Below are 23,858 nucleotides of genomic sequence, written 5' to 3' on the forward strand. Positions count from 1 at the left end.
GCCATTGGCTTTCAGGTCATCACCTGAGTAAATTGCACCCACGCAGTTCCGCTGCGTGGGTGTTTTGTTGGAAAGGCCCTTTCCTTTGTCGCTGTCGAACTTCAGCGCTCTGGACTTCAGCGCTTTAACTTGGGCCTATTTCTATTCCGAATGGGCTATTCGCCTCATCATGATCGTGGTGGTGCCGTTCCGGCGCACCTCCGAGGCCGCGCGAAGCTGGCTGCTGCTGGTGATGTTCCTGCCCTGGCCGGCGCTGGCACTCTATCTGCTGATCGGGCGTGCAACCTATCCGCGCTGGCGGCGCCGGCGTTTCGAGCGCCTGCCCACCATCCTGAAGCTCTCCGCCGACAAGATTCTCGAGCTCACGGAAGTTGCCCGTGAGAAGCTGCCTCGCCGTTTTACCCGTGCCGCCATCCTGATCGAGAAGCTGGGCAGGCTGCCTGTCGTGGAGGGCGCCAGGGCCGAGTTCCTGGCCGACTATACCCGCATGATTGACCGTCTCGTCGCCGATATCGACGCCGCCGAGCGTCACGTGCATCTGCTCTTTTATATTTTCGCCAGCGACGAGGTCGGCCAGAAGGTGATGGAAGCGCTGGGGCGTGCCCGCGAACGGGGCATCACTTGCCGCGTGCTGATCGATGCGCTCGGCTCCCGGCCCTGGGAGCGGGAGGTGCGCACCACGCTCCTGGACCTTGGTGTCGAGGTTCATCCGATTCTGCCGATCACCTTCTTCCGACGCAAGTCGGCACGGGCGGACCTGCGCAACCATCGCAAGATCGCCGTGATCGACGGCAAGGTCGCCTATGCCGGCTCACAGAATATCATCGCTGCGGATACGCTCGTCGACGCCGGCAACCAGGAACTGATGCTCCGGCTCGAAGGGCCGATCGTGCTGGAATTGCAGGCCGTCTTCGTCGCCGACTGGTTCCTGGAGACGGATGAGGTATTGCCGGTCGACAGCGTGATGTCGCCGATGCCGGCCGCCGGCACGCTCACGGCCCAGGTGTTACCGAGTGGCCCCGACTATCGGGTCGGCGGAATCGAGAGTCTGATCGTCACCGCCGTTCACTCCGCCCTGCAGCATGTGGTGATCGTCACCCCCTATTTCGTGCCGAGCGAACCGGTGCAGAAGGCCATGCAGATCGCGGTGCTGCGCGGCGTCGAGGTCCACCTGGTGGTGCCCAAGGTGTCGGACCAGAAGCTGGTGCGCTTCGCCCAGGAATCCTATTACGCCGGCCTGCTCGCCGCGGGCGTGAAGATCCATCTCTTTCGCGACAAGTTCCTGCATGCCAAGAACGTCTCGATCGACATGGATCTGGTGCTGATCGGCTCCAGCAACATGGACATGCGCTCCTTCGTGCTGAATTCCGAGGTGACCGTGGTCATCTACGACCGCGAGATCGGGTTGCAATTGCGGCGCATGCAGGAAGGCTATATCGCCAACAGCGACCTCCTTATGCTTGATGTCTGGCGCAAACGCCCGTGGATCCGCAAGGTGGCGGAGAACCTCGCCCGTCTCGTCAGCCCGCTTCTGTAGCCCGTCGGGTGGTACCCGCGCCCTGCGCGCAGGTCCAGGCCAGAGCCGCGATGATCACCGTCCCTGCCGCCGCTACATAGAAGATCCCGGCGAGGGAGGTCGTGTGGGCGATCACGCCAAGCAGCGGCGGCGCTGCCAGCAGGCCCGCATAGCCCATAGTGGAGACGGCAGCGATCTGCACCTCGGGTCTTGGCATGGCGCCGGCTGCGCTGAACAACACCGGCACGATATTGGAGAAGCCGATTCCGGTCAGGGCATAGCCGAGAATGCCGACATAAACGTTGCCGGAGAGGGGCCCGAGCAGCAGGCCGACCAGGGCGAGCAGGCAGCCTCCGCGCACAAGCGTCACGCCGTCGATATGCCGGCGGATCGCGTCGCCGAAGAACCGCATGGTGGCCATCGAGCCGGCAAAGGCCTGGTAGCCGACATTGGCGAGCACGGGATCGGCGCCGAGATGTTCGCGCAGGAAGATCGCGGCCCAGTCGAGCACCACCCCTTCGCCGCTGAAGGTCAGGGCGGCCATGATACCGATCAGCAAAGCGAGGAAGGTGGGACGCAGCGAGTGCCTTTGCGAGGTTCCGGCAATGCGCTCTACATGGCCGGCGCCAAGTCCCCGCTGGCCCCAGGCGAAGAGCACGAACATGACCACAGCCATGATCAGGGCCTGGAGCGAGCCACCCGTCCATTCGAGAAGCAGTGTGGCAAGGCCCGCGCCAACGAAGCCGCCGAGGCTCCACATGCCGTGAAAGGAGGACATGTAGGGGCGTCCGGCCTCCTTCTCGACCCGGGACGCGTCGGCATTCATCGCCACATCCATGCAGCCGCCGCTGGCGCCGAACAGGAAGACGATGGCGCAGAGCACGGCAGCATTGGGTGCGTGCGGAATCAGCGGCAACAGGGCGCAGAAGAACAGGCCGCTGATGCGGATCAGGGTGGCTGTGCCCAGCCGCTGGATCACCCAGCCGCTCCCCGTCATGGCGATCACCGCGCCGGCTCCGAGCATAAGCAGGGCCGTGCTGAGCACGATCGGATCGAGGTCCAAGCGGATCTTGGCGAGCGGAATCTGCGTGGCCCATACGCCATAGAGTCCGCCATTGGCGAAGAATATGGCGGCGGTGGGGTGCCAGACCCGCCAACCGGTGAGGGGACGTGCGCTGTCAGGCAAGATGGATCTCCACGCCGCTGTTCGAGTAGCGCTGCTGGACGGCGCCGGAAACGCCCCGCTCGGTGACCATATGGTCGAGGCGGCTGAAGGGGGCGATCTTGTAGGCCGAGCTCGTGTCGAGCTTGTCGGCGGTGATGAGGGCGATGACCGCGCGCGAGGCGGCCACCATCGCGCGCTTCAGGCATGTGTCTTCGTAGTCGACGGCCGTCACGCCATCGATGAGATCCACTGCGCAGGCCCCCAGGAAACATAGATCGGGCTTCATGCCGGCGATCTGCTCGAGCGCGCCGGCACCTACGGCACTACGCGAGAGGGGATCGATCATGCCGCCCACCAGGATGAGCTTGCTTACGCCGCGATCGAGGGCGGCAACGGCAATATCGGGTGAGGGGGTGATGACTGTGAGACCGGCATCAACCGGCAACTGACGGGCCAGCATCAGATTGCTGGTGCTCTGGTCGAGCAGGACGACCATATCCGGCGCGATGAAGGCGAGCGCACGGTTCGCCAGTTGCGCCTTCTGCGCCTCGTTGGCGATCACGCGCTTGTCGAAGCGATGCGAAGCCTTCGATTTGCGTAGCGCTCCGCCATGCACGCGCTCGACCAGGCCGGCATCGGCCAGTTCGCGCAGGTCCCGCCGGATGGTGTCCTCGGAAACGGCGAAATCGAGGGCGGCCTGCGCAGAGGCGACGCGGCCGTCCTGCTCGATACGCTCCAGCAGCATTCGCTGCCGCTCGGCGGGGATGTGGCTGGTGTCAAAAGCGATGTCGGTATCCATGGCCAGTTCGATCTTTTGTAAGGCCTCTGCCTTATGGCGCGTCATGTTGCGTGAATCAAGAGCATTCGTGCAAATATCTGCAGAAACATGCATACGCTTTTGTCCGAGTCTGTGGCCTGCATAGCCTGTCTGCATGCTTGAGGATGACTCTCGTCAACGACCGGCTATAGTCGCGGCGGAGAGTGATTCATGGTTGCACAAACCGGCGGAACTGCTGCCGAAGAGCCGAGCAACGAGCCGGACAAGCCCGGGCAGTCCGAACAATCCATGGGTGGGCTGCTCCTGCAGCTCAACACGATGGGCCGTGCCTTCATCAACTCCCCGCACCGTAACCAGTTACTCCTCCTCATCGTCGGCGTCTTCCTGGTCATCATCGTCACGGCCTATTTCCAGATCCTGCTCAACGCCTGGAACCAGCCATTCTATGATGCTCTCGCCCGCAAGGATCTGTCCGAGTTCCTGCAGCAGATTCTGGTCTTCCTTGCCATTGCCGGCGGCCTGCTGATCCTCAACGTGACGCAGACCTGGCTCAACAACATGGTCAAGCTCAAGCTGCGCCAAGGTCTGGTGGAGGACCTCATCGGCCAGTGGATGAAGCCCCGCCGGGCCTTTCGTCTCGCCAATTCCAGCAAGATCGGCGTCAATCCCGACCAGCGCCTGCATGAGGATGCCCGGCATCTCACGGAGCTGTCGACCGACCTGGGTATCGGGCTGCTCTCGGCCTCGATCCTGCTGGTCAGCTTCATCGCCGTTTTGTGGAACGCGTCGAGCGGCTTCATCTTCGAAGTCTACGGGCACAGTCTCGCCATTCCCGGCTACATGGTCTGGGCGGCGGTCTTCTACGCCATCACGGCGTCGCTGCTGTCATGGCATGTCGGCGGCCCGCTGATCAGCCTCAATGCCGATCGCTATGCCCGCGAGGCGGAGTTCCGTTTCTCCCTCGTGCGCGTGAGCGAGCATGTCGACGCGATCTCGCTGAACAATGGCGAGAAGGACGAGGAGCGCCAGCTCAACCTTGATCTCAAGGCCGTGCTGATGGCGATGCGGCGGCTGGTGACCGCCACGACCAAACTCGCCTGGGTGACATCGGGCTATGGCTGGTTCACCAATCTCGCCCCCTTTCTGGTTGCCGCGCCGATCTACTTCGCCGGCAATCTGACCTTTGGCGGCCTGATGCTCGCGGTGGGGGCCTTCAACCAGGTCCAGTCGCAGTTGCGCTGGTTCGTCGACAATTTCAGCCTGATTGCCGATTGGCGCGCCACGCTGCTGCGCGTCGCCAATTTCCGTCACGCCGTGACTGATGTCGACAAGCTGCAATCCAATGCCAGCCGCATCGAGTTCTCCGATTCCGAGGACGGCCAGATCAAGCTCGATGGGCTCGTGATCGAATCGCCCACCGGCCGGACAAGGCTGCAGGAGGAGAAGGTCGACATCAAGGGTGGCGACCGAGTATTGGTGGTCAGTGAGGCCGGCGCCAACAAGACATTGCTGTTTCGCACCATTGCCGGTCTCTGGCCCTTTGGCGAGGGCAACATCAGCATGCCCAAGGATGAGCAGATCACCTGCATGCCGCGCCGGCCCTATCTGCCACAGGGCACGCTGCGGCAGGTGCTGTCCTATCCCCAGCCCGTGGCGAAGTTCGAGCAGGAGGACTTCAAGAAGGCGCTCACGTCGATCGGCCTCGGTCATCTGACGGACGATCTCGACCGCAATGTTCGCTGGGACAAGGATCTGGGCGATGAGGAACAGCAGGCCCTCGCCTTCGCCCGGCTCGCTTTGCAGAAGCCGGCGTGGATCGTCATCGACGAGGCGCTGGAAGGGTTGGACGAGGAAACGCGCGAAAAAGCCTACGGCATCATCCAGCACGATCTGGCCAAGTCCGCGATCGTGCATATCGGCCGGGTTGGCGCCAAGGCGGAGGTGTTTCCGCGCACGGTGCATCTGATCAACGATCGTGGCGATCTCGAGCATGAAGATCCCGAACTCCCCGAAAAAAGTCGGCAATCCTTTTGGGGATTTGGGGATGACATTTGATTTCAATGTGAAACCGTGAAAACTTGAACTTAAATATCAGAAACTAAGGCGGCCGGGTTTTGACCCGCCAGGGCGGAAAGACGGGCGATGGCAAAAGACAAGAGCACCGGGAAAAAGACTCCCAAAGCCGAGAAGGCGAGCAAGAAGGCCGTCGCCGCGAGCGACAAGGCTGCTACCAAGGCAGGCGCGGCATCCGGGCCCTATACGGCCGCCGAACTCCTGGAGCTGTCGGACGAGGATCTGTTGGAGGCGGTGCAGCGCCAGACCTTTCGTTTCTTCTGGGAGGGGGCGGAGCCCGTAAGTGGCATGGCGCGCGACCGCACCACCCGCAACGCCGATACGCCCAATGACCTGGTGACGACGGGCGGCACGGGCTTCGGCGTCATGGCGATGATCGTGGCGATGGAGCGCGGCTGGATCACCCGCGCCGAGGGACTGGCGCGGCTCACCCAGATCATCGACATCATCGAGCCGACCACCTGCTTCCATGGCGCCTATTCGCATTTCATGCATGGCGAAACGGGCAGGGTCTGGCCCTTCAGCCGCAAGGATGATGGCGGCGATCTCGTTGAAACCGCTTTCCTGTTCCAGGGCCTGCTCTGCGCCCGTCAATATTTCGACGCCGACACGCCGGCCGAAAAGCGCCTGCGCGACCGCATCACCGGCCTGTGGGGCGAGATCGAATGGAACTGGTACACGCAGGGCCGCCATACGCTCTATTGGCACTGGAGCCCGAACAACGGCTTCGTGCTCGACCATGACATTCACGGCTGGAACGAGTGCCTCGTCGTCTATCTCATGGCGGTTTCAGCGCCACGCTATCCTATCGAGCCGGCTGCCTATCATCGCGGCTTCGTGCAGGCCCGCGACTATGGCCCACCGAGCACCTACTATGGCATCGAGCTGCCGATCGGCCCCGACCGCGGCGGCCCGCTGTTCTGGGCGCATTATTCCTTCCTGGGACTCGATCCGCGCGGGTTGAAGGACGCCTATGCCGACTATTGGCAGCACAATGTCGCGCACACCCTGATCAACCACCAGCATTGCGTCATCAACCCGCATGGCCACAAGGGCTACGGCCCGGATTGCTGGGGTCTGACGGCTAGCGACGATCCGGCCGGATACGACGCGCATATGCCGAGCAACGACAATGGCACGATCAGCCCAACGGCCGCCTTGTCGAGCTTCCCCTATGCGCCCAGGGAGGCGATGGCGGCGCTCAGGCATTTCCTGAAGAAGCATGGCGACAAGGTCTGGGGTCGCTTCGGTTTCGTCGATGCATTCAACGAGGAGAAGAATTGGTTTGCCGAGACCTTTCTCTCGATCGACCAGGGCCCGATCGTGGTGATGATCGAGAATCACCGCACTGGGCTGATCTGGGACCTGTTCATGAAAATCCCGGAGATTCAGGCAGGCCTGAGAAGGCTCGGCTTCGAAAGTCCGCATTTGGCTGGGAGCGCGGACGTTCTCGTCCGCTCTTGAAGCGCGAGCATTCAACAAGGCACTCCACAGTCGTCATTGCATCTCATTCTGTCCGGTGGTGGTTCAAGAGCGGACGAGGACGTCCGCGCTTGCAGGTCACCTCAGCCCGCCATCCACGATGATGCATTGCTTGGTAAGCATGAAGCTGTCATCGGCGGCGAGGAACAGGGCTGTGCGGGCGATGTCGTCCGGCACTAGCGAGCGCTTCATGCATTGCCGGTCGATGAACATCTCCATATCGGCCTCGCTTATCCATAGCCGCCGCTGGCGTTCCGTGATCACGGCGCCGGGGGAGATGGCGTTGACGCGGATGTTGGAGGGGCCGAATTCGCGGGCCAGCGAATGAGTGAGGCCGACCACGGCCGCCTTGGCGGTGGCGTAGGTCGTCATCGGCCCGGCGCCTCCCATCCAGGCGATCGAGGAGAAGTTGATGATCGAGCCTGCGCCCAGCGCGCGCATCTGCCGGCCGACCGCCTGGGCGGCGAAGAACTGATGCTTGATGTTGAGGTCCATGGTGCGGTCCCAATCGGCCTCGGTGACGGCATCGACTTCCTGGCGCGTGTCGTTGGCGGCGTTGTTGACCAACACCTGGATGGGCCCGAGCGTGTCGCGCACCTCGGTGATGGCGGCGTCCAGCGCCTTGATATCGAGGAGGTCGCAGGCGATGAAGAGAGGCATTTTGCCTTTAACTGCAAGGCGCTCGGCAAGAGCCTTCGACTCCTCTTCGAGGATGTCGACAAAGGCTACGCGCGCCCCCTGTTCGACAAAGGCTTCGACCATGCCGGCGCCGATACCCGAGCCGCCGCCGGTGATGAAAGTGACGCGGTCGTGCAGGCTGGGATATCGGGCGAAAGTCACGGCAATGATCCTTGCTGAAAATAGGATTGGGGGATGATGGGGGATCGCAAGCGTCTCGCCTGCATCTTCCTGGGAGCGCGGACGTCTCGTCCGCTCTTGGAAACGAGTCGCGTGTAATTGAGGAAGAGTGGGCGAGACGTCCGCGATCCCAGGTATCTAATTGATCAATCGCTCCGTCTGTGCGTCGAACACGCAGACCTTCGACATGTCGACGGACAGCGGAACGGTCTGGCCGACCTCCGGCGCATCGTCGGGTTCGAAGCGGGCGATGATCTCATTGCCGGCGAGGCGAAGGCTCACCATGGTCTCCGCCCCCATCGGCTCGACAATCTCCACCGGTGCCGACACCACGGCGCAGGCCCGCTTGCCCGGACCCCGCTCGGGGTGGTGCAGGGTGATGTGTTCGGGGCGCACACCCAGCAGAACGCTGCGTGTCGTCGCCTTGCGGTCGAGAGGTGCGGCGAGGTTCATGGTTACCGGCATGCCGCTGGTGCCGGCCAGGGTCAGGGACGAACCCTGCTCTCCGGTGACCTCGGCGCTCAGGAAATTCATCGGCGCGGCGCCCATGAAGCTGGCCACGAATTTGTTGTCGGGCCGGTCATAGATCGTCTGAGGCTCGGCGAATTGCTGCAGTTCGCCCTTATGCATCACCGCGATGCGCGAGGCTAGCGTCATCGCCTCGACCTGATCGTGCGTGACATAAATGGTTGTCTTACCAACACGCTGGTGCAGTTTCTTGATCTCGGAACGCATCTCGACCCGCAGCTTGGCGTCGAGGTTGGAGAGCGGTTCGTCGAACAGGAACAAGGCGGGATCGCGCACCAGCGCTCGTCCCATGGCGACGCGCTGGCGCTGGCCGCCGGAGAGCTGTGCGGGGCGGCGCTTCAACAAGGGCTCGATCTGCAGGAGTTGGGCTACCCGCGCCAAGGCCTGCATCTGCTCGGCCTTCGGCACCTTGCGGCTTTCCATGCCGAAGGTGATGTTCTCCTGAACGGTCATGGTGGGATAGAGCGCATAGGACTGGAACACCATGGCGATGTCCCTGTCCTTGGGTGGCACCTGGTTCACCACCCGGTCGCCGATGAGGATATCGCCGGAGGTGATGCTTTCGAGCCCGGCGATCATCGAGAGCAAGGTGGACTTGCCGCAGCCGGAGGGGCCGACCAGGGCGACAAACTCGCCGGGACGCGCCTCGATATTGATGCCACGGAGCACTTCCAGGGCGCCATAACTCTTGCGCAGATTTCGAATTGTGAGTGAAGTCATTCCGCCAACTCATTGCTCAAGGATAGTTATTTGATCGCACCCTGTGTGAGGCCGCGTACGAAATAACGCCCGCCGAAGAAATAGATCAGCAGGGGTGGCAGCGCGCCGATCAGCACTGCCGCGCTCATCACGTCATATTCACGCACATTGGTGCCGTTCATGGTCAGAGCCACCAGGGCCGAAGTGATCGGCTGCTCACGCCCGGAGGTGAAGACGACGCCATAAAGGAATTCGTTCCAGATGCCGGTGAACTGCCAGATCACCGTGACGATCAGGATGGGCGGGGAGAGCGGCAGGATGATCTTGCGGAAAATGCGCCAGAAGCCGGCGCCGTCGATGCGGGCAGCCTTGATCAGTTCGTCCGGCACGTTCACGTAATAATTCCGGCAGAACAGGGTGGTGAAGGAGAGACCCTGCACCGTGTGGACAAGGATGAGGCCGTAGGTCGAGTTGGTGAGGCCGATGGTGCCCAGGATATAGGCCCATGGCAGCAGGGCGATCTGGCCGGGCATGAACACGCCGAGCGTCATGCCGGCGAAGATCCATTCCGAACCGGGAAAGCGCCATTTCGACAGGATATAGCCGTTGATGGCACCTATCGCAGTGGAGATGATGGTGGCCGGAATGGCCATGCGCAGGGAATTGAAGAAATTACCCTTCACGCCTTCGCAAGTGCCGCCGACGCAATAGGTATTCCAGGCGTCGTACCACCCCTTGAGATTGAAGCTGCGGGGGAGGGCGATCAGGCCGTTCTGCGCGATCTCCGGCAGATCGCGGAAGGAATTGAGAATGATCACCACCAGCGGCAGCAGGTAATAGGCGGCGAACAGGACCAGGATGGCGTAGACGCCGATCTTGGCACGCGAACGCTTCCAACTGCCGGAGGTCGCAAGGGGGTCGTAGCTGAAGTCAGCCATGGCTTTCCTCCCGGCGTTTGCGCCAGGCCTGCCAGAGCGCATAGGGGATGAGGATCAACGCGATGGCCGCTACTATCATCATCGCGGCGGCGGCGCCCTCGGCGATCTGCCCGCGCTGGAACATCAGGTCGTAGACATAGATGGCCGGGAAAGTAGTGGAAACGCCCGGGCCGCCGCCCGTAAGGGCCAGCACGAGATCGAAGGTCTTGGTGGCAAATTGCAGAAGTACCACGATCACCGCGATGAAGATCGGCCGGATCGTGGGAATGACGATCTTGCGATAGATGCGGGCAACGCTGGCGCCGTCGATCTGTGCGGCCTTGATGAGGTCGTGGTCGACGGAGCGCAAACCGGCGAGGAACAGCGCCATGGCAAAGCCGGAGGACTGCCAGATGCCGGTGATGACGACGCCATAGATCGCCCAGTTGCGATTGGTCATCCAGCGGAACTGGAAGCTCGACCAGCCGAGATTGTGCATGAAGAATTCGAAGCCGGCGGTAGGATTGAAGAGCCAGCTCCATACCGTGCCGGTGACCACGAAGGAGACGGCGAGGGGGTAGAGGTAGATGGTGCGCCAGACGGATTCGAAGCGCACGCGCTGGTCGATCATGATCGCCAGGAGCAAACCGATCGCCATGGCGCCCGCCACGAACAGCACCCCGAAGACGAATAGATTGGTATAGGCGATGTTCCAGCGCGCATTCTTCCACAGCGAGACGTAGAGGCCGAAGCCTTCATATTGATACGTCGGCAGCTGTGTGGAGTTGGAAAGCGAGATATAGAAGGTCCAGGCTGTGAAGCCGAAGACATAGACGAAGCTGGTGAACACCCAAGGGGCCAGCACGATTTGCGGCACGTATTCACCGAGGCGGTCGCGCCAGGACCGGCGATACTCGCTTGTCGAGGCTGGTGACGCTGAAGGTGCAACTGCAGACATCGTTCGGCATGCCCTTTCTTCAAGTGGGCTGCATCTTTTGCCCTGCGACCCGACCCTTGCACTCCCTCCTCACAGGGGGAGGGAGTGCCGCCGCGTTGCCGTCCTTACATCTGCGCCTGCACGGCATCGGCCATGGCGTTGGCGGCGTCCGAGGAGGACATGTCCGGGGTGTTCACGAATTCGGTGATGGTCTCCATCATGGCGCCGCGGAATTTCTGCAGCACGGTCATGTTATGAGCCATGGAGCGCACCAGCGTGCCGGCCTCGATCGAGGCTTTCAGATCTTCCTGAGACTTCTGCTGGCAGGGATTGAAGCCATCGAGGGTGATGTCGAGCCGGGCGGGGATAGAGCCCTTGGCTTTGTTGAAGATGGTCTGGAAGTCCTTGGACATGATGAGATGGGCGAGGAGCTTCTGGCCGTCGATATAGTCCTGGTCCTTCTGAGTGAAGAACACCACGGAGTCCGAATTCAGGATGAAGCCGGGCTTGCCCCAGTCGGTCGGGGCCTGGGCGCAGACATAGTCCTGGCCCTGCTTGAAGCCGGCGGCGGTGAGGGTGCCAACCTCCCAGTCCCCCATGATGAAGAAGGCTGCCTGGCCATTGGCCATCATGTTGGAGGCGGCGTCGTAATCACGTCCGGAAATGCCCTTGTCCATATATTTGGACACCATCAGGCGGAACTGATCGAACGCCTTGATCATGCCAGGGCTACGCAGGGCGTCCACATTGCCTTCGACGAAGGCCTTGCGGAAAAGGTCGATGTCCTGGCCGTAAACCACATTCTCGAAGACGGTAGCGTCGCTCCAGTCCTGCGACAGGTGCGCGATGCAGATCAGACCGGCGGCCACCACCTTATCGCAATCAGCGTTGAACTCGGACCAGTTCTTGGGAAGGTCGGTGATGCCTGCCTTGGTCATCGCCTTGGTCGAGCCCCAGATCCAGTTGATGCGGTGGATGTTCATGGGCGCGGCGACCCAGGAGCCCTTCGGCTTCATCACCGGCAGCAATTCAGGCGCCACCACCTTGTCCCAACCCTCCTCCCCGGCGAGGGCGTCGAGATTGGCGGTCTTGCCGGTGTCGTTCCACTCGGCGATTTCAGGTCCCTTGAGCTGGACGGCGGGCGGCGCATTGCCTGCGACCACGTCGGCGCGCAACTTAGCGAGGGTATTGGCGGTATGGCCGGCGATAGAGGTCTGCTCCCAGGTGCCGCCGGCGGCCTTGAACAATTCCCCGAGCTTGGCGACCGCATCCGCGTCGGAGCCGGTCGACCATTGGTGCAACAGATTGGTTTTCGGTTCGGCGGAGGCCGCGCTGGCCATCAGGGCAGCGCACAGCAGACTTCCGACCGCGGCAACGAGGCTACGGCGACGCATTAGTTCCTCCCTGTTGATTTCCTCGCTCTTTGCGAGCATGTGTACACTCGACTACCATACAAGATACCAGTTTGCAATGTGACGGTTCCCACGTTGAGAAGTCATCCCGCACGCGCTGCAACACGCAGTGGTGCGGCGCAGATGCGGGACCGCAAGATGAGAGAGGCGTCCCACGGCGGGCGGTCCCGTGTCTGCATCGCACCACTGCGTGCTGCGATGCGCACGGGATGACCAGGCTCAGGCGATTGCCTGACGGTTGGCCTCGAGCGACTGGCGCGAGCCCGCGGCCAGCAGTTCGAGATCCGAGGTCGTAGTCAGGATGAGCACGCCGCGCTCGATCAGGGCGCGCTGGTCGGCAGGCTTGGTATTGATGCCGAGACTGACGGGCACGCCGGCTTTTTTGGCCTTGGCGATGATGATGTCGAGTGCACCCTTGTTGGTAGGGTGCTGGTGCTGTCGGAACAGGCCCGTGGTGCCGGAAAGGTCATTCGGCCCTATGGCCACCGCATCGATGCCCGGCACCGCGAGGAATTCGTCCAGCACGTCGAGCGTGGCGATGTCCTCTATCTGCGGCATTACGAACAGCGCCTCGTTTGCCGCCGCCACATAATCCTCGACGTTCCGATAGTAGTTGGAGGCGCGGCGAGGTCCGAAGCCGCGGGCGCCGACAGGCGGATAGCGGCAGGCCCGCACCAGATCGCGGCATTCCTCCACAGTGCGCACCATCGGCGCCATGATGCCCTCGACGCCCATATCGAGCACCTGCTTGATGCGGACATGGTCGTTCCAGGGCACACGCACCACGGGTACAGTGTCGGTTCCATTGAAGCCCATCAGTGTGTGCTGCAGGGTCACGAGGTCCCAGGGACCATGCTCCATGTCGATGAGCAGGAAGTCGAAGCCGGTGCGGGCGAGGATCTCGGCAGCCGCCGGATCGTTCAGGCTCAGCCAGGCGCCAAAGACGGGCTTGCCGTCCCTGAGCTTTGCCTTCATCGCCTTGGCGCGGGCGAGCGCTCCCCATCCGCCGTTGGTGGCTGCGCTGGTACTCTGCAAACCTTCTGCTTCAGACACTGACTTCTTCCTCGCGTTCGATCTTGGCCGGGTCGAGATCCATGTCGACGCCCGGCGCATGGGGCAGGTGGATGTCGCCCTTCACCGGCCAGAGCGGGTTCTTCAGGAAATGCATGTTGATGGCGTTCCACTTCACCAGGAATTCCTGATAGGGCGTGTGGATTGGCAATTGCGTCACGCTGAAATGGATGCCGATGGGCGTCGAATGGCCATGGGGGATCGTTATGAGGTCATGCACCGTGGCATAGGCCGCGATCTTCAGCGTCTCGCTGAGGCCGCCGCACCAGTAGATGTCCGGCTGGTAGATATCGAGCGCATCCTTCTCGATGAAGCGCTTGAAGCCCCAGCGGGTATATTCGTGCTCGGCGCCGGAGAGGGGGATGCTGGTCTTGGCCTTCAGCTTGACATGGCTGTCGATGCGATCGGGCATGAAGCATTCCTCCACCCAGCGCGGGCGGAATTCCTCGATGCGTATGCAGAAGTCGACGGCATAATCGAGGTTCAGGCTCTGCCAGCAGTCGATCATGATGTCGTAGTCTTCACCCAGCGCCTCGCGCAGCGTGCGCACCAGGGCGACGTTCTGCTTGAGACCCTCATGACCGGCCATCGGCCCATGGCGGATGAACCATTTCTGAGCCTTGTAGCCCTTCTCCTTATATTCCAGCGCTCTCTCCCTGACCTTGCCGAGGTCAAGCACGGCATAGCCGAGCATGGAGGCGTAGGCGGGAATGCTCTCGCGCGTCGGCCCACCCAGGATGCGCCAGAGCGGCTGGTTGAACGCCTTGCCCTTGAGGTCCCAGAGGGCGCAGTCGATCGCCGAGATCGCCACCATCGGAATGCCCTGGCGGCCATGGACCTGCAGGCGATGCATCTGGTCCCACAGGAGTTCGATCGCCAAGGGGTCCTTGCCCATGATGATCGATTTGAGCTGGGTAAGGATGAGATGCGAGCAATCCTGCCAGATCGGCCCGGCGGTACCGGTTACGCCTTCATGGGTGTGGATCTCCACAAAATCTTGCACCAGCTTCAGATGGTTATCGTCGACCTGCTCGCCGCCCTCGAAGGGGCCCTGGTCTCGATATTCGGGATAGATGTCGATGGGGCGGACAAGGCGTTCTTCCCAGAACCTGCCTTTGGTGGTCATGGTGCCGTAGACACGGCGAATCTTCACGGCGGTAATCTTCATTCTTGCCGAACTCCCTGCAAATTTATCGTTTGAAAACAAACGCGGGCCGGCAACACTCAGGGCCTGCGCCTATGCCTGCCCCTCCCTGGTGTCGTGCTTCAGCTCGCTCTCGCGGCGGAACATTTCGTAGGGGTTGTAGACATGCAGGCCGAGCCGCGAGACGGCATCGCTGTCGCGGCCGGCCTTGAGGGTTTCCACGATCTCGCGATGTCCGCGGCGCGAGTCCGCGATCTGCTGCGGCGTACGGGTGAGGCGGTAGCGGATGGTGCGCACGCGTCCTGAAATGCGGGCATAGGCCTCGATCAATTCCTTGTTCTCGCTGGCCTTGACCAGGCCCTCATGAAACGAATTGTCCAGCGCCTGATATTCGGCAAGGTCAGGAACCGGCGTCGCCTCGCTGCGGCTGACGACCTTATCCAGCTGCTCGACAAGCACCTCGCGGTTGCGCGAGATGGCGATGCGCATGGCTCCGGTTTCCAGCACTTCCCGCAGTTCACAGATGTCGCGCAGTTCCGCCTCGTTGTACTGGAACACGAAGGTGCCCCGCTGCGGACGAACCTCCACCAGATGCTCGGTTTCGAGGCGCAGGAAAGCCTCGCGCACCGGCGTGCGGCTGACGCCGAGTTGTTCGGCCAGCACGCTTTCGGAGAGCTGTTCGCCAGGGCCGAGGCGGCCGGAAACAATCAGTTCGCGGATTTCGTGGATCACCAGTTCCGCCAGGGAGCGTGGGCGGGCCAGGCGCTCGAGCGGAGCGGGAACGGCCGGGTTGGGTGTCATCATGGCGCGGGAGCCTCCTAGGTCACCGACGTGAGGGCACCCCGGCCGGAGAACCAGCTCACGAGGTTGTCGATGACGCAGGCGCCCATAGCCCGCATCGTTTCTTCTGTCGAGGAGGCGATATGCGGCGTGAGCACCACGTTATCGAGTGCCCGCAAGGCAGGCGGCACCATCGGTTCGTCATAGAAGACATCGAGACCGGCCGCACCCAAGCGCTTCTCCTGCAGGGCCTTGATCAGCTCCGGTTCGTCCACCAGCCAGCCACGGGCGATATTGATGAAGATGCCGCGCGGGCCGAGGGCGTCGAAGATCGTGCGGCCAATCATGGGCGGAGCGCCCTTGGGATTGCCGGCGGCGCACAGGAAGAAGATGTCGACGGTCGACGCGAGCGTCCCGGCATCGGTGACATGGGTATAGGGGACATCCTCGCGCTTGATGGGGTCAGCATAGAAAATCTGCGTCTTGAAGGCTTCCAGGCGCCGGGCGACTTCGATGCCGATGCGGCCAAGGCCGAGAATGCCCACCCGTGTGCCGGTGAGCTTGCGGCCGAGTGGCAGGCGCTCGTTCTCCCATTGCTGGCTGCGCACGAAGCGGTCGGCTAGGGGGATCTGGCGGCAGCAGGAGAGGGCGAGGCTAACGGCAAGATCGGCAACATCGTCGAATAGAACAGGCGTGGTGGTGAGCTTGATGCCTCGCTCGCGAATGGCCGGCAGGTCGCTGGTTTCAAGGCCGACCCCGTTGAGGGCACAGATCTCGAGTTTTGGCATCAGTTCGATATGGCGCCGAGTCAGCCCCGCCATGCCATGACCCACGGCGCCCCGGATCGAGCCGCCGATGCGCTCGAGGGCGGCGAAGGGGTTGGCCTCGGCATAGACGGAATGGATCTTGAAGCGGCTCTGCAGCTCCTCCAGCACGAAAGGCTGCTGCCCGCCGATCAAGGCCAGTTCGACATCGGGAAACGACGCTGCCGAAGTCATGGCGCCCTACCTCATTCCACCCTGGAGCCAGCCGATCATGCGGCTGTGTATCTCGTGTGTAACATATCAGTCGTAAGGGCAGCAAGATGGGAAATGTCGGATGAATGCTGGGAGCGCGGACGTCCTCATCCATAGGCGCCAACTTCGCGTGGGAGGGCACTGGCCTGGAGTGGCGGTCCCTGATCGCCATTTCTTGGAAACGGTGTGCTTGCCGGTGAAGAAGATGGCGATCAGAGATCGCCACTCCGCGTTCCCCGCTACTTTTTCCGCAAAGTCAGCGACTATGGACGAGGACGTCCGCGCTCCCGGTCATTCAGCCCGGAAGAACGCCACGCAGGTGGGTGTGCCCGTTTCCACCTCGATGCCAATCGGCGTCAACTCGCCGTTGTCGTGATTGATCGCGAACACCACGAGTTTGTCGTTGTTCTGGCCGGCGACAACCAGGAAATTGCCGGAGGGGTCGATAGCGAAATGCCGGGGGAATTTCCCAACCGAGGGCACGTTGTGCTCGAGAGTCAGGCCGCCTTCGCTGTCGATCGAGAAGATGGCGATGCTGTCATGGCCGCGATTGGCGACATAGAGATAGGAGCCGTCTCCGGAGATGGCGATTTCCGAGCAGAAGCTTTCCGTGCCCGCCGAGTCGGGCAATGTGGAGATGGTGGCGAGAGCAGTCAGCTTGGCCTGCTCGGCCTCGAAGGCGAAGGAGGAGACGCTCGATCCCATCTCATTGGCGACGAAGACGAAATGGCCGCGCGGATGGAAGACGAAATGGCGCGGGCCGGCTGCGGGAGGCAGGGAAGCTGCACCGGCCCGGCTGAGAGCGCCCGTCTGGCTGTCGAAGCGATAGATCACCAGGAGATCGAGCCCGAGGTCGGAAACGAGGACATAGCGATTGTCTGGCGTGGTCTTGACGCAATGGGGATGCGGGCGCTCCTGGCGCTCCGGATCCGGCCCAGTGCCGGAATGAGTGGCGTCACTGACGGTGGGCTTCAGGCCGCCATCCTCGCGAATCGGCAGGATGGCGATCGCCTTGTTGGGTAGTTCGGTCTCCGGCATCAGGCTGTAATTGGCCACCAGCAGGAAATTGCCGGTGCGGTCCCGGCTATTATGCGCGGTGATGCTACCGAGCGTGGCCTGCTTGTTGATATAGTGGAGGTTGCCGGTGGCCGGATCGATCGCATAGGCCGAGGCTGTGCCCTCGTTCCAGCCGACGACCTCGCTGGTGACGTGCAGCGCCTTGTGCTTGGCGTCGACACTCAGCCAGGTGGGGTTGTCGATACCCTCGATCAGACCGATTGGCGCGATGGCACCGCTAGTCTCGTCGAATGTGAAGACGGAAATGCCCTTGGCATTGTTGGTGGGGTAATAGGGTGTGGGACGCGTAGCGCCGCCGACATAGAGGTAAGTGCGCTGTCCGGACATCAATCCCCGCCTTTAGACTCGATCGCTTCATAGTGGGGCGACCATATTGGAGCGGGGAAGGCCGGGCAACAGCGACGCGGCGACAGCTTTGCAGAGGCATGACGTCGCGCCATATCTAAGCGTTTGAATTATTCATACAAATGCCGTTATCAATCGCTGGACGACAATCCAGAAAATCGAGACGGAGTGAGGAATGTCCCTATCCCTGCAAGGCAAGACGGCGCTGGTGACAGCAGCCGCCCAAGGTATCGGCCGGGCTTCGGCCCAGGCGCTGGCGGCTGCCGGCGCGCGCGTGATCGCCACCGACATCGCCGAGGACAAGCTCAAGGATCTCGCCTCGGACACCATCAGCGTCGAGCGCCTCGACGTGCTGTCGCCGGATGCGATCGCGGCCCTTGCCGAACGTCATGGCGCCAAGGTGGATATCCTGTTCAACTGCGCTGGCGTGGTGCACGCCGGCACTATCCTCGACTGTACGGAGAAGGACTGGAACTTCGCGTTCGACCTCAACGTGACGGCAATGTTCCGCATGATCCGGGCCTTCCTGCCGCATATGCTGGAGCGGGGCGACGGGACCATCATCAACATGTCCTCGGTCGCTTCCAGCGTGAAGGGTATTACCAACCGGTTCGCCTACCAGGCCTCCAAGGCAGCGGTGGTGGGCATTACCAAATCGGTGGCGGCCGACTATGTCGGCAAGGGTATCCGCTGCAACGCCATTGCACCCGCGACTGTGGAAAGCCCTTCACTGCGCGAGCGCCTCGAAGCCACCGGGGATTATGAAGCGGCCCGTGCCGCCTTTATCGCTCGTCAGCCGATCGGACGCATAGCCCGCCCCGAGGAAATCGCCGATCTCGTCGTCTATCTTGCAGGTGCGACCTACACGACCGGCCAGGTTCACGTAATTGACGGTGGGTGGACTGGCTGAGGCCAAATTCCCAGCCAAAATAGACGAAAAGACCCTCTTCGCTGCCGCGCGGAGGGCTTTTTTCCATGTTGCATTACCTGGCAATCCTGAGGGACGTACATTTTTGCAAGCGCCAACTTGGCTATTTCGCCTCTGTGTCCGGTAGAATATGACAATTTGATCTGCCATAGCTCCAAAATGTCATTAAAGTGTCATCCAAGAGATTCTCTCGCCCTAGGATGACGTCGCCTGGAGTAATGCCGTGGAAACAGGCAGTAAAACTGATTCGATTGTGCCAATTGTGGGAACAATACTGCCTCCGCCAGCGGCCAATCGAGAAATAGAGCTGAAGCTTCTGGTGCCCGAAGGAGGCCTGGATTCGCTATCCAACGTACCGATTATCTCACAGCATGCGCGAAATCGTGGTATTTTCCGTAAGTTCGAGAGTGCGTATTTCGATACGCCCGACCGCCAGCTCTATCGCAACAAGATCGCGCTCAGGGTGCGCCGGAGCGGTAAGACCTATATCCAGACCCTCAAGCGGCCTGTGGATGGCGGCAATCCGCTTGCGCGCCATGAGTGGGAGGTAAGCGTCCCCAGCCTGGTGCCCGATCTGGAAAGCCTGCCGCCCGAGGCGCGCGAGATTGGCCTCGAGGGCGTCACCAATGCCGTGCTCGAAACAGTCTTCGTCACCAAGTTCCGCCGCCGCATCCAGGCTCTCGACCTGCCAGCCGCTAATCTGGAGCTGGCATATGACAGTGGTGGCATCACCGCCGGCGAGCATCGCGAGCTCATCAACGAGATCGAGCTTGAGTTGAAGGCCGGCGACGCCGCGACGCTCTACGACGTTGCCCTCGCCTTGCTCGATTCAGCGCCACTGCGGGTCGGCACGCTTGCCAAGGCGGATCGCGGCTATCATCTGGCCTATGAGCCGCCGAGCGAGGGCGTGCGCGCTGCCAAGGCCGGTGTCGACGCGCAGGACAATGTCGACGAGATCGTGGCCAAGCTGCTTGGCGACTGCAGCCAGCACATGGTCGCCAACCAGGCGGTGGTGGAGGCTGGGCGGACTCCTGAGGGTGTGCACCAGATGCGCGTGGCTCTCAGGCGCATGCGCACGGCCATCTCGATCCTGCAGCGCCAGATCGGCTCGCCCGCGCTCGCCTTGGTGGCCAGCGAAGCCAAGTGGCTCGCCTCGACACTCGGCCCGGTGCGCAATTGGGATGTGCTCGACGTCGACACGATTACTGGCATCGAGACGCAATGCCCCGATAGCAAGGCGTTCGCTGCCCTGCGTGAGAGCATCAAGCCGCGGCGCAGCAGCAATTACGATCATCTGCGCGAAGTCTTTGCCAGTCCGCGCTATAACCGCTTCCTGCTCACCCTGGGCCGCACCGTCGAGCGTCGGGTCTGGCGCAACGATATCGCCAGCGGATCCCTCGGTATCCTCGCGGAGACGGCAGACAGCTTCGCGCGGCAGGCGCTCGACCGCCTGCATCGACGGGCCCTCAAAGGCGGCTCCCATTTCCGGCGTTTGCAGCCGGAAGCCCAGCACGAATTGCGGCTGAAGCTGAAGAAGCTGCGGTATGGCGTGGAATTCTTCCGCAGCGTCTTCAGCGCGAGGGAAGAGGCCCAGCGTTATCTCGTCCGCCTGGCGGACCTGCAGGAAAGTCTCGGCCTTGCCAATGACGCCGCGACCACGGGCGGGCTGCTGTTCGAACTGACGGAGAATTCCCAGAGCGCGGCGCTGCACAGGGGAGTGGGGCTGATCACCGGCTGGCAGGCCCGCGACAAGCAGGTGGCCTCGGCCAAGCTGCACAAGGTGTGGAAGCGTTTCCGCGAGGGCGCGCCATTCTGGCAGATGTAGGGCGCTGAGGCGATCCTGCGGGTTGTCAGGGCCGGAAATCTGCGGCACATCGGTCAACGAAACCCACCGCTAGCATTACCTGTTGGAACCGCCATGAGCCGCATCGCCTATGTCAATGGACTCTATACGCCGCTTCGCGATGCGAGCGTCCATGTCGAGGATCGCGGCTTCCAGTTCGCCGACGGCGTCTACGAGGTCTGCGAGATCTTTGGCGGCAAGATCATCGATGAGACGCGCCATCTCGCCCGGCTGAAACGCTCGCTTGCCGAACTCAGCATCCGCATGCCGGTGAAGGAGGGCGCGCTCAAGGTCATCCTGCGTGAGACGGTGCGGCGCAACCGTGTGCGTAACGGCCTAGTCTATTTCCAGGTCACACGTGGCTCGGCAAGGCGCGATTTCGTCTTTCCGGCCGCCGATACGCCACCCACGCTGGTGGTCATCGCCCGCCCGGTCGACCGCACCAAAGTTGAAGCGGGCGCGGCCGCCGGTATTTCGGTGATCACCGTGCCGGACAATCGCTGGGAGCGGGTCGACATCAAGACGACAGGCCTGCTGCCAAATTCACTGGCGCGCCAGAAAGCCAAGCTGCAGGGTGCCCGGGAGGCCTGGTTCTTCGACGAGGATGGCTACGTTACGGAAGGCGCGGCGAGCAATGCCTGGATCGTCACCAAGGAAAATACGCTGGTGACGCGGCCGGCCGAATCCGGGATCCTTCGCGGGATCACCCGCACCACGCTGATCGATCTCGCAAAGCGCGACAACTTCATCGTATCGGAGCGCCCCTTCACCGTGGCGGAGGCCAAGGCTGCAAGGGAGGCTTTCATCACGGCGGCGACGGCCGTGATCACGCCGGTGGTCAAGATCGACGACACCGTGCTTGGCGACGGCAAGCCCGGCACCCTCGCCATCAAGTTGCGCGCCCACTTCCACAGTGTGGCGGAACATTCAACCTAAGTTTTCCGGACCTACGTTTTTTGCCGTATTCACGCCGTTGTTATGTCGCTTAAACCGTAGATATGGCGGAATGCAGCGTGGGAACTGCAAACTTTTGCTTGCGCGACGCAGCATCCCCGTCGACTATGTAGGTTGATTGAATGAAGGCAAGCGCGTTGGCTTTTGCCGGCATTGCTTGTGAATATCCGCGGGCTAACCGCGGTCAAGGAGTTTCGGGGGTATTATGGCGGCGGAGCGAACCCAAAATCTACAGGACACCTTTCTCAACAATGTCCGCAAGAACAAGATCCCGCTCACGATCTTCCTGGTGAATGGCGTTAAGTTGCAAGGCGTTGTGACCTGGTTTGACAATTTTTGCGTGCTGTTGCGGCGCGATGGTCATTCACAGCTTGTCTACAAGCACGCGATTTCGACGATCATGCCGGGCCACCCCGTCCAGCTCTTCGAAGGCGGTGAGATCGAGGGAGCGGACAAGCTCTGATTCTTGTCGTAACAAGAGTGGCGGGAGCCATCCCGCCCGAAAGTAGACGTTTGACAGCAGAATTGTTCAAGGATCCGGCGCAACGCATCGATGCGCATGAGCTGGAAGTTGCCTCGGGCACGCGCAGTTATGTCGTCGCGCCGGTGCTGTCGCGCCGCGCGGAGAGCGATCTCGTGCGCTCGCCGGCAGCCAAGCTCGAAGAGGCCGTTGGCCTTGCTGCAGCCATCGACCTCAACGTGGTCGGTTCGGCCGTGGTTACGCTCGCGGAGATCAGGCCTTCGACCTATATCGGCAAAGGCAAGGTCGATGAGATCAAGGCGATCGTCGAGGACGAGCAGGTCACGCTCGTGCTGATGGACTGCGCGCTCTCGCCTGTCCAGCAGCGCAATCTCGAAAGAGCCTGGGGTGCGAAGGTTATCGACCGCACCGGTCTGATTCTCGAGATCTTCGGCCGCCGGGCGCGTACCAGGGAAGGCACGCTGCAGGTTGAACTGGCCCATCTCAATTACCAGAAGGGCCGGCTGGTCCGCTCCTGGACCCATCTAGAACGCCAGCGCGGTGGCGGTGGCTTCCTCGGCGGCCCCGGCGAAACGCAGATCGAGTCGGACAGGCGCCTCCTGCAGGACCGCATCGTCAAGCTCGAACGCGAGTTGGAGCAGGTGAAGCGCACGCGTGCCCTGCATCGCGTCAGCCGCCGCAAGGTGCCTTATCCGATCGTCGCTTTGGTCGGCTACACCAATGCCGGCAAGTCGACCCTCTTCAACCGTCTGACCCGGGCCGAGGTGCTGGCTGAGGATATGCTTTTCGCCACGCTCGATCCGACCCTGCGCGCCCTCAAGCTCCCGCATGGCACCAAGGCGATCCTCTCCGACACGGTGGGTTTCATCTCCGAACTGCCCACCATGCTGGTCGCCGCCTTCCGCGCCACGCTGGAAGAGGTGCTGGAGGCCGACGTCATCCTGCATGTGCGGGACATCTCGCATGACGATACCGAAGCGCAGGCTTCCGACGTACGCAGCATCCTCGAAAGCCTCGGCGTCGAGGCGAGTGCCGAGCGGGCGATCATCGAGGTCTGGAACAAGGTCGACCTGCTCGACCCTCCGGCGCGCGAGGCCCTCCTCAATGCAACGCGACGCAATGGGGATAACCGGCCGGTCGTCGTCTCCGCCGTGAGCGGGGAGGGCATCGACACGCTGTTGAAGCGTGTCGAGGCAGCGGTGGCGGCTGGGCGCCTGACCCTCACCATCGACGTGCCTCCCTCGGATGGCGCCGGGCTCGCCTGGCTCTACAGCAATGCCGACGTGATGGCGCGCGAGACCGACGAGGAGGGCGTGACGCGGGTCACGGTGCGCGTTGCCCCGGAACGAGCCGACCAGGTGCGTCGCCGCTTCGGACTGACGGTGGTCGACATGGTCGAGCCTGACGACATCCGCAGGCTGGGCTGAGTACCCGCAGGCGGTTAGAACCAACCGGGCGAGGGGGAACTCGGCGTCGTCACTACGCCGATGACGGCGCCCGTTGCCGCGCCGATTGCACCGCCTACGACGGCACCGGCTGCCGGCTGGCGGGAGACGAGGCTCCCGACGATGGCGCCGCTGGTGCCGCCGATGATAGCCCCGTTCAGCGCCCGGCCTCCCGGACTGCTGCTGCAGGAAGCGGTACCGAGGCCCAGGCTACCGGCCATGACCAAAGCAAGTGTTCTATTCATTTCTGAGCATCCTACGCTACGCAACTTGAATGGCTCATTTACTTAAAATTAACTTTCGGTATTGAATGAGTCTTAAGAAAGGCTGCCTCTTTCATGCTTTTGCCGCAGAGGTTAATGGTCGCGTAAAGACTGGAAAATTACGCCTTTCTGGCGCGCAAATACGT

General features: G+C 62.1%; 21 protein-coding genes. 8 read left to right on the top strand and 13 right to left on the bottom strand.

The window, feature by feature from the left end; translation table 11 throughout:
• The first annotated feature begins 85 nt into the window (after positions 1-85).
• Positions 86-1,537 (top strand): cardiolipin synthase, encoded by a 1,452-nt coding sequence (gene cls, locus ACMDCR_RS16150; RefSeq protein ID WP_413993480.1) that lies wholly within the window; start codon positions 86-88, stop codon positions 1,535-1,537.
• Here cls and ACMDCR_RS16155 read toward each other — a convergent pair.
• Both ACMDCR_RS16155 and ACMDCR_RS16160 read right to left on the bottom strand, forming a co-directional pair.
• Positions 1,521-2,774, bottom strand: a complete 1,254-nt coding sequence (locus ACMDCR_RS16155) for an MFS transporter (protein ID WP_413993642.1) — start codon at positions 2,772-2,774, stop codon at positions 1,521-1,523. The genes cls and ACMDCR_RS16155 overlap by 17 nt on opposite strands.
• A complete protein-coding gene (locus ACMDCR_RS16160; RefSeq protein WP_413993481.1) occupies positions 2,695-3,525 on the bottom strand; it encodes a DeoR/GlpR family DNA-binding transcription regulator in 831 nt (276 codons plus the stop codon). Before ACMDCR_RS16160 ends, ACMDCR_RS16155 begins: the two co-directional genes overlap by 80 nt.
• A gap of 144 nt (positions 3,526-3,669) precedes the next feature.
• Between ACMDCR_RS16160 and ACMDCR_RS16165 the strand changes: the two genes are divergently transcribed.
• Both ACMDCR_RS16165 and ACMDCR_RS16170 read left to right on the top strand, forming a co-directional pair.
• Positions 3,670-5,514 carry an ABC transporter ATP-binding protein/permease gene (locus ACMDCR_RS16165; RefSeq protein ID WP_413993482.1) on the top strand — a complete coding sequence of 615 codons (1,845 nt, stop codon included), beginning with the start codon at positions 3,670-3,672 and terminating at the stop codon, positions 5,512-5,514.
• Positions 5,515-5,601: 87 nt separating this feature from the next.
• Positions 5,602-6,996: a glucoamylase family protein gene (locus ACMDCR_RS16170; RefSeq protein ID WP_413993483.1), complete on the top strand. Its 1,395-nt coding sequence runs from the start codon at positions 5,602-5,604 to the stop codon at positions 6,994-6,996.
• Between the two features lie 96 nt (positions 6,997-7,092).
• On the opposite strand, the gene ACMDCR_RS16175 is transcribed toward ACMDCR_RS16170, so the two are convergent.
• From ACMDCR_RS16175 to ACMDCR_RS16220, 10 genes are all read right to left on the bottom strand, one after another.
• Complete coding sequence (locus tag ACMDCR_RS16175; protein WP_413993484.1) at positions 7,093-7,854, bottom strand: SDR family NAD(P)-dependent oxidoreductase; 762 nt, start codon at positions 7,852-7,854, stop codon at positions 7,093-7,095.
• A gap of 156 nt (positions 7,855-8,010) precedes the next feature.
• Positions 8,011-9,120 carry an ABC transporter ATP-binding protein gene (locus ACMDCR_RS16180; protein WP_413993485.1) on the bottom strand — a complete coding sequence of 370 codons (1,110 nt, stop codon included), beginning with the start codon at positions 9,118-9,120 and terminating at the stop codon, positions 8,011-8,013.
• A gap of 26 nt (positions 9,121-9,146) precedes the next feature.
• On the bottom strand, positions 9,147-10,037 hold the full coding sequence (locus tag ACMDCR_RS16185) for a carbohydrate ABC transporter permease (protein WP_413993486.1): 891 nt from the start codon (positions 10,035-10,037) through the stop codon (positions 9,147-9,149).
• Positions 10,030-10,974: a carbohydrate ABC transporter permease gene (locus tag ACMDCR_RS16190; protein ID WP_413993487.1), complete on the bottom strand. Its 945-nt coding sequence runs from the start codon at positions 10,972-10,974 to the stop codon at positions 10,030-10,032. The genes ACMDCR_RS16185 and ACMDCR_RS16190 overlap by 8 nt, the downstream gene beginning before the upstream one ends.
• Before the next feature lie 104 nt (positions 10,975-11,078).
• Positions 11,079-12,347, bottom strand: coding sequence for an ABC transporter substrate-binding protein (locus tag ACMDCR_RS16195; RefSeq protein WP_413993488.1), 1,269 nt, complete (start codon positions 12,345-12,347; stop codon positions 11,079-11,081).
• A gap of 237 nt (positions 12,348-12,584) precedes the next feature.
• A complete protein-coding gene (locus ACMDCR_RS16200) occupies positions 12,585-13,418 on the bottom strand; it encodes an HpcH/HpaI aldolase family protein (RefSeq protein WP_413993489.1) in 834 nt (277 codons plus the stop codon).
• On the bottom strand, positions 13,411-14,604 hold the full coding sequence (locus ACMDCR_RS16205) for an enolase C-terminal domain-like protein (protein WP_413993490.1): 1,194 nt from the start codon (positions 14,602-14,604) through the stop codon (positions 13,411-13,413). The genes ACMDCR_RS16200 and ACMDCR_RS16205 overlap by 8 nt, the downstream gene beginning before the upstream one ends.
• Before the next feature lie 69 nt (positions 14,605-14,673).
• On the bottom strand, positions 14,674-15,384 hold the full coding sequence (locus ACMDCR_RS16210; protein WP_413993491.1) for a GntR family transcriptional regulator: 711 nt from the start codon (positions 15,382-15,384) through the stop codon (positions 14,674-14,676).
• A gap of 14 nt (positions 15,385-15,398) precedes the next feature.
• Entirely contained in the window at positions 15,399-16,358 is a 960-nt protein-coding gene (locus ACMDCR_RS16215; RefSeq protein ID WP_413993492.1) for a 2-hydroxyacid dehydrogenase, read from the bottom strand.
• A 309-nt stretch (positions 16,359-16,667) separates the two neighbouring features.
• Positions 16,668-17,780, bottom strand: coding sequence for a lactonase family protein (locus ACMDCR_RS16220; RefSeq protein WP_413993493.1), 1,113 nt, complete (start codon positions 17,778-17,780; stop codon positions 16,668-16,670).
• Between the two features lie 193 nt (positions 17,781-17,973).
• Between ACMDCR_RS16220 and ACMDCR_RS16225 the strand changes: the two genes are divergently transcribed.
• The 5 genes from ACMDCR_RS16225 (at position 17,974) to hflX (ending at position 23,431) form a co-directional block, all read left to right on the top strand.
• Positions 17,974-18,708: an SDR family oxidoreductase gene (locus ACMDCR_RS16225; RefSeq protein WP_413993494.1), complete on the top strand. Its 735-nt coding sequence runs from the start codon at positions 17,974-17,976 to the stop codon at positions 18,706-18,708.
• A gap of 337 nt (positions 18,709-19,045) precedes the next feature.
• Positions 19,046-20,551: a CHAD domain-containing protein gene (locus ACMDCR_RS16230; protein ID WP_413993495.1), complete on the top strand. Its 1,506-nt coding sequence runs from the start codon at positions 19,046-19,048 to the stop codon at positions 20,549-20,551.
• A gap of 93 nt (positions 20,552-20,644) precedes the next feature.
• Positions 20,645-21,505, top strand: a complete 861-nt coding sequence (locus ACMDCR_RS16235) for a D-amino-acid transaminase (protein WP_413993496.1) — start codon at positions 20,645-20,647, stop codon at positions 21,503-21,505.
• 223 nt (positions 21,506-21,728) lie between these two features.
• Entirely contained in the window at positions 21,729-21,986 is a 258-nt protein-coding gene (hfq, locus tag ACMDCR_RS16240) for an RNA chaperone Hfq (RefSeq protein WP_068290859.1), read from the top strand.
• A gap of 50 nt (positions 21,987-22,036) precedes the next feature.
• Positions 22,037-23,431, top strand: a complete 1,395-nt coding sequence (hflX, locus tag ACMDCR_RS16245) for a GTPase HflX (protein ID WP_413993497.1) — start codon at positions 22,037-22,039, stop codon at positions 23,429-23,431.
• 14 nt (positions 23,432-23,445) lie between these two features.
• On the opposite strand, the gene ACMDCR_RS16250 is transcribed toward hflX, so the two are convergent.
• Positions 23,446-23,694 carry a cell envelope biogenesis protein OmpA gene (locus tag ACMDCR_RS16250; protein WP_413993498.1) on the bottom strand — a complete coding sequence of 83 codons (249 nt, stop codon included), beginning with the start codon at positions 23,692-23,694 and terminating at the stop codon, positions 23,446-23,448.
• Between the last annotated feature and the right edge of the window lie 164 nt (positions 23,695-23,858).

Source organism: Labrys okinawensis, assembly GCF_047345005.1.
In the GTDB taxonomy this organism is placed as follows: Bacteria; Pseudomonadota; Alphaproteobacteria; order Rhizobiales; family Labraceae; genus Labrys; species Labrys okinawensis.

What these genes read in the sequence shown, in the direction of transcription:
- ACMDCR_RS16160 (WP_413993481.1), bottom strand. Translation starts at nt 3,525, where the DNA reads ATGACGCGCCATAAGGCAGAGGCCTTACAAAAGATCGAACTGGCCATG.
- ACMDCR_RS16165 (WP_413993482.1), top strand. Translation starts at nt 3,670, where the DNA reads ATGGTTGCACAAACCGGCGGAACTGCTGCCGAAGAGCCGAGCAACGAG.
- ACMDCR_RS16170 (WP_413993483.1), top strand. Translation starts at nt 5,602, where the DNA reads ATGGCAAAAGACAAGAGCACCGGGAAAAAGACTCCCAAAGCCGAGAAG.
- ACMDCR_RS16180 (WP_413993485.1), bottom strand. Translation starts at nt 9,120, where the DNA reads ATGACTTCACTCACAATTCGAAATCTGCGCAAGAGTTATGGCGCCCTG.
- ACMDCR_RS16185 (WP_413993486.1), bottom strand. Translation starts at nt 10,037, where the DNA reads ATGGCTGACTTCAGCTACGACCCCCTTGCGACCTCCGGCAGTTGGAAG.
- ACMDCR_RS16190 (WP_413993487.1), bottom strand. Translation starts at nt 10,974, where the DNA reads ATGTCTGCAGTTGCACCTTCAGCGTCACCAGCCTCGACAAGCGAGTAT.
- ACMDCR_RS16195 (WP_413993488.1), bottom strand. Translation starts at nt 12,347, where the DNA reads ATGCGTCGCCGTAGCCTCGTTGCCGCGGTCGGAAGTCTGCTGTGCGCT.
- ACMDCR_RS16205 (WP_413993490.1), bottom strand. Translation starts at nt 14,604, where the DNA reads ATGAAGATTACCGCCGTGAAGATTCGCCGTGTCTACGGCACCATGACC.
- ACMDCR_RS16210 (WP_413993491.1), bottom strand. Translation starts at nt 15,384, where the DNA reads ATGATGACACCCAACCCGGCCGTTCCCGCTCCGCTCGAGCGCCTGGCC.
- ACMDCR_RS16215 (WP_413993492.1), bottom strand. Translation starts at nt 16,358, where the DNA reads ATGACTTCGGCAGCGTCGTTTCCCGATGTCGAACTGGCCTTGATCGGC.
- ACMDCR_RS16220 (WP_413993493.1), bottom strand. Translation starts at nt 17,780, where the DNA reads ATGTCCGGACAGCGCACTTACCTCTATGTCGGCGGCGCTACGCGTCCC.
- ACMDCR_RS16225 (WP_413993494.1), top strand. Translation starts at nt 17,974, where the DNA reads ATGTCCCTATCCCTGCAAGGCAAGACGGCGCTGGTGACAGCAGCCGCC.
- ACMDCR_RS16235 (WP_413993496.1), top strand. Translation starts at nt 20,645, where the DNA reads ATGAGCCGCATCGCCTATGTCAATGGACTCTATACGCCGCTTCGCGAT.
- hfq (WP_068290859.1), top strand. Translation starts at nt 21,729, where the DNA reads ATGGCGGCGGAGCGAACCCAAAATCTACAGGACACCTTTCTCAACAAT.
- ACMDCR_RS16250 (WP_413993498.1), bottom strand. Translation starts at nt 23,694, where the DNA reads ATGAATAGAACACTTGCTTTGGTCATGGCCGGTAGCCTGGGCCTCGGT.